General features: G+C 72.0%; 12 protein-coding genes. 5 read left to right on the top strand and 7 right to left on the bottom strand.

Annotation, left to right across the window (positions count from 1 at the left end; genetic code table 11):
* Window positions 1–2: 2 nt before the first annotated feature.
* Together B0I31_RS00060 and B0I31_RS00055 are read right to left on the bottom strand one after the other, a co-directional pair.
* Entirely contained in the window at window positions 3–929 is a 927-nt protein-coding gene (locus tag B0I31_RS00060; RefSeq protein ID WP_106613244.1) for an ABC transporter permease, read from the bottom strand.
* Window positions 926–3,793 (bottom strand): alpha/beta fold hydrolase, encoded by a 2,868-nt coding sequence (locus B0I31_RS00055; RefSeq protein ID WP_181319914.1) that lies wholly within the window; start codon window positions 3,791–3,793, stop codon window positions 926–928. Before B0I31_RS00055 ends, B0I31_RS00060 begins: the two co-directional genes overlap by 4 nt.
* 279 nt (window positions 3,794–4,072) lie before the next feature.
* Between B0I31_RS00055 and B0I31_RS00050 the strand changes: the two genes are divergently transcribed.
* The 5 genes from B0I31_RS00050 to B0I31_RS00030 all read left to right on the top strand — a co-directional run bounded on the left by B0I31_RS00050 (window position 4,073) and on the right by B0I31_RS00030 (window position 9,316).
* Window positions 4,073–5,083: a TerC family protein gene (locus B0I31_RS00050; protein ID WP_106613243.1), complete on the top strand. Its 1,011-nt coding sequence runs from the start codon at window positions 4,073–4,075 to the stop codon at window positions 5,081–5,083.
* Window positions 5,084–5,136: 53 nt separating this feature from the next.
* The gene (locus tag B0I31_RS00045; protein WP_106613242.1) at window positions 5,137–7,047 is read left to right on the top strand and encodes a S9 family peptidase; all 1,911 of its coding nucleotides are present in this window, start codon (window positions 5,137–5,139) and stop codon (window positions 7,045–7,047) included.
* A gap of 144 nt (window positions 7,048–7,191) precedes the next feature.
* Entirely contained in the window at window positions 7,192–7,875 is a 684-nt protein-coding gene (locus B0I31_RS00040) for a Crp/Fnr family transcriptional regulator (protein ID WP_106613241.1), read from the top strand.
* A gap of 73 nt (window positions 7,876–7,948) precedes the next feature.
* The gene (locus B0I31_RS00035) at window positions 7,949–8,554 is read left to right on the top strand and encodes a nucleotidyl cyclase domain-containing protein (protein ID WP_245949551.1); all 606 of its coding nucleotides are present in this window, start codon (window positions 7,949–7,951) and stop codon (window positions 8,552–8,554) included.
* 198 nt (window positions 8,555–8,752) lie between these two features.
* A complete protein-coding gene (locus B0I31_RS00030) occupies window positions 8,753–9,316 on the top strand; it encodes a GNAT family N-acetyltransferase (protein WP_106613239.1) in 564 nt (187 codons plus the stop codon).
* A gap of 7 nt (window positions 9,317–9,323) precedes the next feature.
* Here the strand turns inward: B0I31_RS00030 and B0I31_RS00025 are convergent, their stop codons facing one another.
* The 5 genes from B0I31_RS00025 to B0I31_RS40250 all read right to left on the bottom strand — a co-directional run.
* Window positions 9,324–9,980, bottom strand: coding sequence for an RES family NAD+ phosphorylase (locus B0I31_RS00025; protein WP_106613238.1), 657 nt, complete (start codon window positions 9,978–9,980; stop codon window positions 9,324–9,326).
* 39 nt (window positions 9,981–10,019) lie between these two features.
* A complete protein-coding gene (locus B0I31_RS00020; RefSeq protein ID WP_106613237.1) occupies window positions 10,020–10,604 on the bottom strand; it encodes a DNA-binding protein in 585 nt (194 codons plus the stop codon).
* A 235-nt stretch (window positions 10,605–10,839) separates the two neighbouring features.
* Window positions 10,840–11,715: a hypothetical protein gene (locus tag B0I31_RS00015; protein WP_106613236.1), complete on the bottom strand. Its 876-nt coding sequence runs from the start codon at window positions 11,713–11,715 to the stop codon at window positions 10,840–10,842.
* A 94-nt stretch (window positions 11,716–11,809) separates the two neighbouring features.
* Complete coding sequence (locus B0I31_RS00010) at window positions 11,810–12,226, bottom strand: hypothetical protein (RefSeq protein WP_106613235.1); 417 nt, start codon at window positions 12,224–12,226, stop codon at window positions 11,810–11,812.
* A gap of 11 nt (window positions 12,227–12,237) precedes the next feature.
* Window positions 12,238–13,064: hypothetical protein (locus tag B0I31_RS40250; RefSeq protein ID WP_181319913.1), on the bottom strand; the 827-nt coding region annotated here is incomplete at its 5' end.

Genomic DNA, 13,064 nt, shown 5'->3' with positions numbered 1-13,064 from the left:
ACTCAGCTGGTGATGTCCTTGCGCGCGAACTTCCGCGCCGCCAGCAGGGTGAAGAACGCCCCGTACGCCAGCGCCGAGAACGTGCCCTTCGCCATCTCCGACCAGTCCACGTCCGACGACAGCAGGTCGGCCCACGCCAACCCGTAGTGCGTCGGCAGGTAGTCGCGCAGGCCCTCCAGCGCGGTGATCTGGTCGAGGATCTGCGACACGATCGACGCCAGCACCGCGCCGCCCACCGCGCCCAGCGGCGCGTCCGTGGACACCGACAGGTACAGCGCCAGCCCGGCCACCCAGAACAGGTGGATGGAGATGTAGACGACGGCCAGCGCCACCCCGTACACCCCGGCGCCGAACGACGCGGCCTCACCGGTCGGCGACACCGCCTCACCGGCCCCGTACCAGACCACGCCGACCGCCAGCGCCACCGCGGGCAGCAGCGCCAGCGCGAACACCGACATCAGCCCGGACGCGACCGCCTTGCGCCGCAGCAGCCGGTGCCGCGGGATCGGCGCGGCCAGCAGGTACTTCAACGACGACCACGACGCTTCCGACGCGATCGTGTCGCCGAAGAACAGCGCCACGATCATCGGCAGCAGGAAGCTGCCGCTGACGAACAGCGTCAGGATCACGAAGTTCACGCCGCTGGCCGTGGCCAGGTCGACGAACCCACCCGACCGCCGGTTCGGCGACGCCTGCCCCAGCTCGAACGCCACCACCAGGATGAACGGCAGCAGCACCAGGAAACCCAGCACCAACTGCGTCCGCCTGCGGCGCAACTGCCGCACCAACTCGACCCGCACCGGCAACGTCCGCGACGCCCGGTACCCGACCTTCGACCCGTCCGGCGCGACCGCCGAGTGCTCGGCCTCCGCGGCGTCCGTCAGATCGGAGATCGCGGCCGGATCGGTGTGCACACCGTTCTCGCTCATTCGCCCACCAGCTCCAGGAATGCGTCTTCCAACCGACGACGTGGACCGGCCTGGTCCACCGCCACGCCCGCCGCCACGAGCGCCTGCAGCGCCGAGGCGCGCGGGGTGCCGTTGAGGCTCGCGTGGACCTGTTCGCCGTCCACGTGCACGTCGTGCACGCCGGACAGCCCGCGCAGCACGGTGGCCGCCTGGTCCGGCTGGTCGACCTTGAAGCTGGCCTCGCCGCCGCCCGTCGCGATCTCGTCCACCGGACCGGCCGCGACCAGCGAACCCTTGTGCATGACGACCACGTGGGTGCACGTCTGCTCGACCTCGGCGAGCAGGTGGGACGACACCAGCACGGTCCGCCCGGCCGCCGCGTAGCGGCGCAGCACCTCGCGCATCTGGTGGATCTGCGGCGGGTCGAGCCCGTTGGTCGGCTCGTCCAGCACCAGCAGGTCCGGCAGGCCCAGCATGGCCTGCGCGATCGCCAGCCGCTGCCGCATGCCCTGGCTGTAGGTCCGCACGCGCCGGTGGACGGCGTTGCCCAGGCCCGCGATCTCCAGGGCCTCCTCGACGTGCGCCTGCTCCAGCGGACGACCGGTGGCCGCCCAGTACAACCGCAGGTTCTCCGCACCGGACAGGTGCGGCAGGAAACCCGAGCCCTCGACGAACGACCCGATCCGCGACAGCACCGGCGCACCGGGGCTGACCCGGTGGCCGAACACCCTGATCCCGCCCTCGGTGGGTCGGATCAGGCCCATCAGCATCCGCAGCGTGGTGGTCTTGCCCGCGCCGTTGGGCCCGAGCAGGCCGAGCACCTGGCCGTGCTCCACCCGGAACGACAGGTCCTTCACCGCGACGAACCCGCCGGGGTAGGACTTGCTCAGGTTCTCGATCACCAGCGGCACCGACTCGAGCTCCGGGTCGACGTCGGCGGTCAGCCTGCGGCGGAACCACGCGACCACGGCCGCGATGACGCACACGATGAGCACGATCGCGATGCCCCACAGCGCGCCGGTCGGCACCTCGCTGGTCGCGTTCACGCCCGGCACCACCGGCACCGACAGCGCGGGCGAGGCCAGCGAGACCCGGTACGCGGCCGGCTCGGCGGCGTTCGAGTACGCCATGTCGGTGGTCGACACGACGAGCTGCAGCCGGTGGTCGGCCTCGACCGGGCGCACCGCGCCGGGCAGCGTCACGGTGACCTCGACCGGCGTGCCGTCGGCGGGCAGGTCCGTCACCCGCACCGGCGCGACGGCCGAGCCGGGCAGCGTCCGCACGCCGCTCGCGTCGGCGTCGTACAGCTTCACGAACAGCACCGCGCCCTCGGCGGGCACCGGCTGACCCGGCACGGCGGCCACCCGCAGCCGCACCGTGGACGCGCCGGTCAGCAGCGTCTGCGCGGTCTGCGGCTCGCTCTGGAACACCGCCGCCTGGCCGGGCATGTCGATCGACAGCCGCGACGACAGCGAGCTGGACCGCGACACCACCGACCCGAGGCCGGGCAGGCTGGACACCGCCGCCGGGTTGCCGCCCGCCGGGTTCACCACCACCTGCTCGCGGCCGGTCAGCGGCACGTCACGGCGTTCCACGGCCGAGCCGGCCAGGCCCGGGTAGCTCGGCGCGATCACGTTGCGCAGCGACGGCGACCCGCTGCTGCGGAACGCGCCGACCACGGTGTACTCGAAGCTCGTGCCGGGGTCGGTGCCCTCGCCCTCCAGGTGGAACGCCATCCAGTCGGCGATCTGCCCGCGCAGCTCGGGGCCGGGCGAGCCGCCGTCGTGGCCACCCGCGTACCAGACGACCTTGACCTTGGCGCCGTTCGCGGCGATCTGGCGGGCGTTGGCGTCGGCCTGGTCGAGCCCGAACAGGGTGTCCTGCTCGCCCTGGACCAGCAGCGTCGGTTGGGTGATCTTGTCCGCCACGGTCGACGGCGACGCGCGGCGCAGCACCTCCAGGGTCTGCGGGCCGGCCTTGCCGGTGGTCGCGACCTCGGTGTACGCGGCGCACACGTCGGCCTGGAAGCGGCCGCACGCGCCGTTGACCGGTCCGGTGGGCCGGGCGTCGCCCTGCTGCTGGGGCGGCGCGGTGATCGCGGCGGCGGCGCTGTCCGCGGCCTCGCCGTCATCGTCCTGACCCGGCTCGGAGGCCTCCTGGCCGGGGTTGGTCGCGTCCGCGCCGGACAGGCCGGCGGAGAAGAAGATGCCCGCCCACGACCGCTTGAACACGCCCTCGTCGGCGAACGCGTTGGCCGCCGGGGTGGCGGTCGGCACGTCGCCGGTGCTCGCCGAGTTCGGCAGCAGGGCCTGGGCCAGGTCGTTGTACGTGATGACGGGGGCGATGGTGTCGACCCGCGGGTCCACGCCCGCCAGCGACAGCGCGAGCGCGCCGCCGTACGAGCCGCCGGTCACACCCACCTTCGGGTCCCCGGCGCCATCGGTGACCACCTCCGCGCGGGTGGCCAGCCAGTCGAGCAGCTTCTGCGCGTCGCGGACCTCGTGGTCGAGCGAGTTCAGCGCGATCTGGCCGGTGCTGCGGCCGAAGCCGCGCGCCGAGTAGGCCAGCACGACGAACCCGCGGCGGGCCAGCTCGGTGGCCTGGGAGTCCACGCTCGCCTTGCTGCCGCCGAAGCCGTGCGGCAGCAGGACGGCGGGTGCGGGTGTGCGTTCGGGCAGGTACAGGGTGGTGTCGATCTGCACGGTGCGGTCGCTGTCCGGACTTTCCGGCACGTCGATCACCGCGTCGCGGGTGCTCACCGGGGCGGGGTCGTCCCCCTGGCGCGTGAAGACCACGATGGCGCCCACCAGGGCGACCAGCACGACCAGCGCGGGGAGCGACCACCTGCCGCGGAGGCGGTTGAGGGAGGCCACGGAGTTGACCATAGGCGTGATTAGCTGAGAACGGGCTGTCAGCACGGCGTCGCGCTCTCAGCGAAACCCGCTGGTTCCGGCGGCCCGGTCGGGTGCCTCTGATCACCTCCGCTGGCGCCGGACCGCATTCATGCGTGAGACTGTGTAGGCGTGGAGGGGAGTACTCCCTCGCGGCGGTGTCGTCAGCACGGAGCCTGGCGTGAGGTTCCCGGTGCCGCCGGTCGGTCGTTCAAGCCGGCGGAGGAGACCTCCGGTCATTGGCGTGCGCGCGATGCACCGGAGGGTTAATCAATGTCTGTACCCGTGTGGCTGTGGTTCGCCACGATCGCCGGCCTGGTGGTCCTGTTGGCCATCGACCTCTTCATCGTCGACCGCAAACCGCACGAGGTCACCATCGGCGAAGCTGCCCGGTGGGTCACGTTCTACGTGGGCGTCGCGGTGCTGTTCGGTCTCGGCATCTGGTTCTGGTCGGGTGGTGTCTACGCCGGTGAGTTCTTCGCGGGGTACATCACCGAGTACTCGCTGAGCGTCGACAACCTGTTCATCTTCTTGATCATCATGACCACCTTCAAGGTGCCCGCGATCCACCAGCACAAGGTGCTGCTGATCGGCATCCTGATGGCGCTGGTCATGCGCGGCATCTTCATCGCCGTGGGCGCGGCGGTCATCGCGCAGTTCAGCTGGGTCTTCTACCTCTTCGGCGCGTTCCTCATCTACACCGGCTACAAGCTGGCGCGCACCGACCACAACGAGGAGGAAGAGGAGTACAAGGAGAACGTCGCGCTCAAGGTCGTCCGCAAGGTCTACCCGGTGACCGACAGCTACCAGGGCGCGAAGTCGTTCGTGAAGATCGACGGCCGCCGGTTCGTCACGCCGATGTTCATCGTCATCGTCGCCATCGGCACCACCGACCTGCTGTTCGCGCTCGACTCCATCCCGGCGATCTTCGGCCTGACCAAGGAGCCGTTCCTGGTCTTCACCGCGAACGCGTTCGCGCTGATGGGCCTGCGCCAGCTGTACTTCCTGCTCGGCGGCCTGCTGAACAAGCTGGTGTACCTGTCGATCGGCCTGTCGGTGATCCTGGGCTTCATCGGCGTGAAGCTGATCCTGGAGGCGCTGCACACCAACTCGTTGCCGTTCCTCAACGGCGGTGAGCCGCTGCACGTGCCGACCATCGGCATCGAGGTGTCGCTGTCGGTGATCATCGGCGTGCTGGCCATCACGACGATCGCCAGCCTGGTCAAGGTGCGGCGGAACCCCGAAGCGGTGAAGCACGTCCCCACTCCCAGTGACCATCTGTGAGCGTCAAAATCTCGTGAGCCTTGCTAATGATCGTTGGGGTAACGTGCTGAAGCGTGCGCCCCGATGACTTGCAGTCGTTGACCCAGCCCGGCTCCGTGTCGGTGCGTGGTGACCTCGTGCTGGTGAACGTCTTGACCCCGGACGTCACCGCGAACGCCTACCGGGGCGGCCTGCACCGGGTCGCCCTGGACGGCGGCGGTACGAGGCGTTGGACGTGGGCGGAACGCGACCTGGCACCCCGGATCTCCCCGGACGGTCGCTGGGTCGCGTTCCTGCGCGTCACCGAGCGCGGCAAGCCGCCGCAGCTGCACGTGATGCCGTCAGACGGCGGCGAGGCCCGTGCGCTCACCGACTTCGAGCTCGGCGCGGGCGTGCCGGTGTGGGCGCCGGACTCGCGTCGGCTCGCGTTCACCTCGCGGGTTCCCGAACCCGGCCGCTACGGCGCGCCGCTCGTCGCGGGCGGCGAGGCGCCGACACCGGACGCCGAGGCACCGCGGCACATCACCCGGCTGGACTACCGCGTGGACGACGTCGGCTTCACCACCGACCGGCACGCGCGGCTGTTCACCGTCGACGCGCTCGACCCGGACGCCGAGCCGGTGGAGCTGACCGACGGCACGTTCTCCGCGCTGGACCCCGCCTGGACCGCGGACGGCGAGGCCGTGCTGTTCCTGGCCGAGCGCGACCTCGGCGCGGCCGAGACGTTCCACAACGACCTCTACCGCGTGACCGCGGCCGGCGGCGCGCCCGAACTGGTCGTGCCGGCGCCCGGCGCGGCCATGCTCCCCGTCGCCCTGCCGGACGGCGGCGTGCTGTTCTACTCGCCCGAGCACGCGCCGGGCACGGCCGCCATCGCGCGGAACGTGAGCCTGTGGCGGTTCGACGGCGAGGGCCTCACCCGGCTCACCGACGTGGAGACCGTCGACTGCGAGAAGGCCGCCGGGGCGCCGGTGGTGACGGACGCGGGTGTGCTCGTGGCGGTCCGCAACCGGGGCGCGGTCGAGCTGCGCCGGGTGCCGCTGGACGCCGACAACGCCGTGCTGGCCGACCTGGAGCTGCTCGCGGGCGAGCAGGCCGAGGTGAAGTCGTTCGCCGCGGACGGCGACCGGATCGTGGCCGTGGTGACCACCTCGGACAACACCGGCGAGGTCGAACTGGTCGGCGGCGGCACGCTGACCGACTTCGGCTCGACCGTGCCGCTGCGGCCCTCGGTCGAGCTGACCGGCACCGCGCCGGACGGCTACCCGGTGCACGGCTGGGTCGTGCTGCCCGAGGGCGAGGGGCCGCACCCGGTGCTGCTGGCCGTGCACGGCGGCCCGTTCATGTACCACGGCTGGGGCTTCTTCGACGAGGCGCAGGTGTACGCGGCGGCCGGTTACGCGGTCGTGCTGCCCAACCCGCGCGGGTCCGCCGGGTACGGCCAGGCGCACGGCCAGGCCGTGATCGGCGGTTTCGGCACGGTCGACGTGGACGACATCCTCACCGTGCTGGACGTCGCGCTGGAGCGCCCCGAGCTCGACGCGGGCCGGGTCGGCGTGATGGGCGGCTCCTACGGCGGCTTCATGACGTCCTGGCTGGCCGCGCACCACGGCGAGCGGTTCCGCGCCGCGTGGAGCGAGCGCGCCGTCAACGCGTGGGACTCGTTCTCCGGGTCCTCGGACATCGGCTGGTTCTTCACCGACGCCTACTGCGGGCCCGGTCTGGAGGCGCAGCGCGCCATGAGCCCGCTGACCTACGCCGAGAAGATCTCCCTGCCGTTCATGGTGGTGCACTCCGAGCACGACTGGCGGTGCCCGCTGGAGCAGGCGCAGCGGATGTTCGTCGCGCTGCGCCGCAACGGTGTCGAGGCCGAGATGCTGGTGTTCCCCGGCGAGGGCCACGAGCTGACCCGCTCGGGCAAGCCCCGCCACCGCGCGCAGCGATTCGCGCACGTCCTCGACTGGTGGGCGCGCCACCTGTCCTGACCCCGCCTGTCCCGACCCCGCCTGTCCTGGTAGCGACCCGGCCTGGCGTCACCTGATCGGCCACTTGGCCGGAACCGGTCGGAATCCCGGATCTTCCTCCTCCGCGAGCGGCACACTGGGTCCTCGCGGAGGAGGTCGAACGAGATGGCGATCCCATCAGGCTGGCCCACCGGCACGTACCTGGAGACGGTGTCCGCCGCCGGTCGCGCGGCGCTGCTGCAACTGGGCGTGCAGAAGGTCTTCCGGCGCGGCGAGGCGCTGGTGCGCGAGGGCGAGCGGTCCGACCACGTGATCCTGCTCGTCCAAGGGCTCGTCAAGGCGACGGTGACGCTGGAGAACGGGCGGGTCGCGCTGCTCAACGTCAAGGTCGGCGGCGACGTGGTCGGCGAGATGGCGTTCCTGACCGGCAAACCGCGTTCGGCGACCGTGACCGCGTGCGTCGACACCCGCACCCGGGTGATCAGCGCGGCGCAGTTCACCGACTACCTCACCCGGTTCCCGGCCGCCCACTTCGACCTGGACAAGATGATCCTGCGCACGCTGGAGTGGGGCGAGCAGCGGCGGATGGACTTCAACGGCTACGCGGCGTCCGTGCGGCTGGCCCGCGTGCTGGCCTACCTCACCGACGCCTACGGCCACCAGGGCGGCGACGGCATCGCGTTGAAGCTCAACCTGACCCAGGGCGAGATCGGGTCGCTCGTCGGCGTGGAAGAGGACACCGCGCGCCGGGAGTTCCGCACCCTGCGCGACCGCGGTGTCATCACCATGGGGTACCGGAGCACCACGATCGTGGATCGGGACGTGCTGCGGAAGATCGCCGAGCTGTGACTCGCCCGATCGGGCAACAGGAAACCCGGTGATCGCCCTACTTCCGGACGCGGACCGGCGCGATGCTCCTGGTGTGACGTTGGAAATGGTGACGCCCCTCCACGGACTGGTCTACCGCCTCGTGGTGGCCGTGGACGTCGAGGGCTACAGCAAGCTCGACGCGCTGGACCAGTCGCTGGTCCAGTCGCGGCTGAGCGACGTGCTGGACGTGGCCGCCCGCAAGGCCGGGCTGGACCGCGACCTGTGGTACCGGCAGGTGCGCGGCGACGGCGAACTGGCCGTGCTGCCCACCGACGCCGACGCCGCGTGGGTGGTCGCCCACTTCACCGAGCAGCTCACCGAGGCGCTGGCCGACCTGCGCCGGGCGGGCACGCCGCTGCGGATGCGCGTGGCCATGCACTGCGGCCCGCTCACCGCCGGCGCGTTCGGCCTGGTCGGCGACGCCCCGATCGTGACCTGCCGGCTGCTCGACGCCAAGGTGGTCCGCGACGCGCTGGCCACCGCCGACGACGACCTGGTGCTGGTGATCTCTCAGCAACTGCACGACGACGTCGTGCGCACCCGGTTCCACGACCTCGACCCGTCCCGGTTCCGCCCGACCCGCTTCCGGGTGAAGAAGCAGGTGTACTCGGGCTACCTGTGCCCCGGCGCACCCAGGCGGGGTTGGCCGAATGGCTAGTGCCGCGACCGGCGGCCTTCGCCCCCTGTTCCGACGGTCAGCCGGGTGGATCGTGGTGCCGGCACCGCGTCCTCATCCTGGTTGGCTGTGGGCGTGGGGCCGGTGCCGCGAAGCGCCCTGCTGTGCGCCGGAAGACGCGGTGAAGGTTGCTGGTCGCGGCACTAGCGGACGGCGCCGTGGTTGCGGCACGCTCTCCCGATGCAGTGGACCGTGCGGGCCGGACGTCCCGACGACGCGCCCGAGATCGCCAGGATCAACGTGGACGCGTGGCAGCACTCGTACCGCGGGATAGTGGACGACCCGGTGCTGGACCGGATGCTGCCGGAGAGCAGGCTGCCGGCGTGGGCGCGCGTGCTGCGGCTGCCCGAACCCAGTCGGGTGTTCGTCGCGGTCGACGAGAGCACCGGCCGCATCGGCGCGTACTGCGCCGTCGACTCGGTCCGCGAGTCCAAGGACGCGCACCCCGACCTGCACACCGGTGAGCTGGTCGCGATCTACGCCGACCCCCGCTACCACGGGCAGGGCGCGGGCCACGAGGTGCACGAGGCCGGGCTGCGGCACCTGATGGACCAGGGCTTCCGGTACGCCGTCCTGTGGGTGTTCCAGGACAACGCCCGCAGCCGCGGGTTCTACGAGTCGCACGGCTGGCGGCACGACGGGCTGGTGCACTGCTACGAGCTGGGCGACCAGGAGCTGCCCGAGGTCCGCTACGGCCGGTTCCTCCCGGCGCCGCGCCGACGCGGCCTGCCGAGCCGGGTGTAGCCGCGCCTCAGCCGAGCAGGGTGTAGTTCAGCTCCTCGCACACCCGCGCCAGCGGCAGGTCGAGGCCGGGGTGCTCCAACGGCAGCAGCACGTCCGGCGAGGCGGGCAGCCCCGTGCCGCCCGGCGGGTCCCACAGGCACACCGCCGGGCCGCCGGAGTCCATCGACGAGCGGTACCACAGCCCGTCCAGCTCGGGGTAGGCCGCGCGGATCGCCCGCGCCCACTGCTGGGTGATCGCCTTGGGCCCGGAGCTGATCTCCTGCGACGCGCCCGCCCGGGTCGGCCACAGGCCGGTGAGGTCGAGCAGCCGCAACGTCCGGCGCGGGCGCAGCACCACCAGGAACGGGCTGCGCGTGCGGCGGTCCACCACGGACGTCGCCTGGAACACCTCGGCCACCGACGTCCGCACGGTCAGGCCGAAGTACAGCACCCCCTGGTCGTGGGCGTGCGTCGGCGAGCCGTCAGGGCCGGGCGGCTGGGTGTCGAACCGCGCGTGCGGCAGCGGGCCGGTGTAGCGGAAGCTGTTCCACCGCTGCGGGTGCAGCCCCTTCGCGGCGAAGACGCGCACCAGCCGGGTGGCCCGGTGCACCGCCACCACGTCCTCGGTGCGGCGCAGGTTCGCCTGGAGCACAGCGGGAGAGGGCGGCTGGGGTAGCCGTGACATGCGTGTCCAAGGTTCTCGGCGACAGGGGTCGGCGACCGGTCAGGCGGGCGTGCCCAGCTGCTCGGCCAGCGCCGCCACGCGGCGGGGTTCACCGCCGGCCAGCAGCCACTCGCGCGGCGTCGTGGGCGCGCCGTCCACCACCAGGTCCTGCTGCTCGGTCGTCATGAAGCCGGCGACCACGAGCGCGGGCTGGTCCGGTGGCACGGCCGCGAGCACGGCCTCCAGCCCCGGCAGCACCCCGGCGCCCGCGAACTGCCAGGCGGGCAGCCGCCAGCTGCCCCGGTCCTTCCAGCCGACCAGCCTGCCGACGCCGAGCCGGTGCCGGATGCGGCTGGTGTCCACGCCCAGCTGCCGGGCGGCCTCGGCGACGGTCAGCGCCGAGTCGCGCAGCACGGCGTGCGCCACCACGGTCCGCGCGCGGCCCTGGTCGTCGGTGATGCGGTGCGGGCTGAGGTCGAGGCCCACGTCCTCCAGCGCGTCGCGTTGGTCGGGTGGGAAGTAGCTCGCCGGATCCGGGTGTGGTGGGGCCAGCTTCTTCGCCGCGTCGGCCACGAGCGACAGGAATTCGTCGGGGGTGACCTGCAGACCTGCCTTGGCCAACACCGCCTCCAGCGCGGGACTCATGCGCACAGGGTATCCCGGGCGTGCGCTTTTGTGCGCATAGGTAGCCCGATCGTCGGACTGCGTCGACAGAGTGCGCACACTTAGCGACTCTACGTAAACGAACGAGGTCGAGCACGGTGACCTCGGCCTCACTCCAGGGTGGCGGCGGTCCCGTCCGTGGGACGTCCCGGCGCGCGGCAAGTGACGGCCGCGATCGGCGTGATCGCGGCCGTGGTGCGTGCTGCGGAGCCGGTGGTCAGGCGCCGCCGGTGATCAGCGCGACCGCGCGCTCGCGGGTCGCCTCGTCCACCTCGCCCAGCCGGAAACCGCGGGCGACGATGTGCGCCACCAGGTCCGGCTCCGGCGGCAGGCCGTGCTTGCGCAGGTAGTGCGGCACCGCGCCGGCCCAGATCCAGGCCCCGTCGGTGCGGAAGTTCAGCGGCACGTCCTGGTCGCCGGGGACGAACTCGTCCACGTCCAGGTTGCGCGCGGCCAGCACGACCGGCGCCGCCTCCAGGTAGGTCAGCAGCGCGTCGGCCAGCTGGGGGTCGAGCAGCTGCCGGTTCACCACCGGGCGGCCTTCCTCGTCCCGGCCGTCGTAGACGTGCGCGGTGCGCAGTTCGCCGTCCTGCGGTGGCTGCGGGGTGCCGGGCTCGGGTTCGGGCGTCGGTTCGGGCGTCGGCTCGGGCAGCGGCGGCAGGCCGACGCGCTGGCGCAGCCACGGCGGGATCCGGTCGTCCTGGCGGGGGAACGTGCGCAGCTCGTCCTGGAAGCCGATCACCGGCGGCGCGTTGCGCCAGCGCGGCTCCTCGTCGGCGTTGAAGTCGACCGAGAACGCGGCGGGCGCCTCGATCTCGTACACCGCGCTCAGCCACGTGCCGCGCACCGGCTCGTACATCCCGGCCCGCAACTGCCCGAAGAGCTGGACCACGTCCATCGGCGGGCGCACCGGCCGCCACTGCCCGTCCGGGCCCGCGAACGCCAGGTCCACCTCGATGTGCCGACCGGCCGCCCGGTACTCCGCCCGGATCCGCTGCCAGCCGGGCGGCAGGGCGGGGAGCATGGCGCGGCCGATCTGCTTGACGAGCTGGTTCTGCTCCTGCTCGGTCAGCGGTGTGGCTGGCTGGCTCATGCGTCGAACACCCCTTTTGGCTCCCCCCGGACACGGTGCGCTGATCTTAACGGCCACGACACGCCGTCGTGGTCCGGTTGGGTGAGTCCCCAGGTCAGGGGAGGCGCAGGTCGGTCACCGGTAGCAGACCGCGTTCGCGCAGCGCGGTGAACGACGCCAGCATCCCGTCCACACCGCCCCGGCGCGGAAGTCCGGCCTCGTCCACCAGGCGCGACAACTCGTCCGAGGTCAGTGGCCGGGGAACACCGCGGAGCTCCACGAGCGTGGACACGGCGGCGGCACGCCGTTCGGCGGCCAGCGCGTGCGCGGCGACCCAGCGGACCTCGCCGAACAGCATGGGGATGCTGATCAGGTCCGGTGTGTCGTCGGCCAGCAGTTCCTCCACGACGGGCAGCAGGCGCGGATCACCGCCGGGCTCCTGGGCCAGCACGCCCAGCATGGTGGTGCGCTGGTGCGCGTCCGGCGATTTCAGGAGGTCGATGATCTCGGCGACCTCGTCACTGGTGGCCATGCGCGTTCTCCTCAGTCTGCCCGGTAGCGGCGGACCGCCTCGACGACGTCCGCGATGCGCGCGGTGGACGGCAGGCCGAGCTTCTCGGCCACCCTGCTGCCGAGCTCCACCCGGCTCTCCGCCCGCTCCTGCCAACGCGCGTAGTTCGAGTGGTCGGCCATGGGAACGCCGTCGACCACCATGTGGTCGCGGCCCTCCGCCCTCCGGTCGGCGACCGCGGCCAACGACCTCGACATCGGAACCTGGCCGTTGGTCAGCTCCTCGACCTTGCGCGCGAGGAAGTCGTACTCCTCTTCCAATGCCGCGCGGTGCGCCTCCAGGTAGGCCCTGTCGTGGTCCGAGCGCCACGTGGCCCGCTGGGCCGTCGACATGTCGTCGTAGTTGCGGCCGAGGTGGTCGAACCCGGTGCGGTTGCCGATCTCCCGCAGTCGTCGCTGTTCAGCCGCCTCGTGCGCGATGAACTGCGCGTCCATCACCGAGCCACGTCCCGACGTGAGCCTGCGCCACGCCGAGTAGTTGTCGTGGCTCATCGCGATGCCGGGGCTGTCGAACAGGTACTTCTTGATCGACCTGATGGTCTCCGGGTCGACGTCGAGGCCCAGGCGGTCGAGTTCGCGCCGCATGCGGTTGGTGTCGTTGACCTCCATCAGCTTCCGGCGGGCCGCGTCGATCTCGTCAGGTGTCCACGGGTTGCCGGTAGCGGGGTTGTCGCCCCACTTGTGCTGGTCGTACAGACCTCGCCGGCCCCGGTCCCGCGCGCCGTCTGCGTCGGTGTGGCCGGTGCGGTGGCTGTCGGGGGTGTTGGGGGCGTAGCCGTCGTCGCCGGTGCGGGTGGTGG

Source organism: Saccharothrix carnea (assembly GCF_003014735.1).
Lineage (GTDB): Bacteria > Actinomycetota > Actinomycetes > Mycobacteriales > Pseudonocardiaceae > Actinosynnema > Actinosynnema carneum.
Note: the sequence above shows the minus strand (reverse complement) of the source record. Positions and strands in the feature narration are given on the sequence as shown.

Bases quoted from the DNA above. Each gene is read 5' to 3' on its own strand.
- B0I31_RS00060 (WP_106613244.1), bottom strand. From the start codon at position 929: ATGAGCGAGAACGGTGTGCACACCGATCCGGCCGCGATCTCCGATCTG.
- B0I31_RS00055 (WP_181319914.1), bottom strand. From the start codon at position 3,793: ATGGTCAACTCCGTGGCCTCCCTCAACCGCCTCCGCGGCAGGTGGTCG.
- B0I31_RS00020 (WP_106613237.1), bottom strand. From the start codon at position 10,604: ATGAGTCCCGCGCTGGAGGCGGTGTTGGCCAAGGCAGGTCTGCAGGTC.
- B0I31_RS00050 (WP_106613243.1), top strand. From the start codon at position 4,073: ATGTCTGTACCCGTGTGGCTGTGGTTCGCCACGATCGCCGGCCTGGTG.
- B0I31_RS00025 (WP_106613238.1), bottom strand. From the start codon at position 9,980: ATGTCACGGCTACCCCAGCCGCCCTCTCCCGCTGTGCTCCAGGCGAAC.
- B0I31_RS00010 (WP_106613235.1), bottom strand. From the start codon at position 12,226: ATGGCCACCAGTGACGAGGTCGCCGAGATCATCGACCTCCTGAAATCG.
- B0I31_RS00030 (WP_106613239.1), top strand. From the start codon at position 8,753: ATGCAGTGGACCGTGCGGGCCGGACGTCCCGACGACGCGCCCGAGATC.
- B0I31_RS00040 (WP_106613241.1), top strand. From the start codon at position 7,192: ATGGCGATCCCATCAGGCTGGCCCACCGGCACGTACCTGGAGACGGTG.
- B0I31_RS00015 (WP_106613236.1), bottom strand. From the start codon at position 11,715: ATGAGCCAGCCAGCCACACCGCTGACCGAGCAGGAGCAGAACCAGCTC.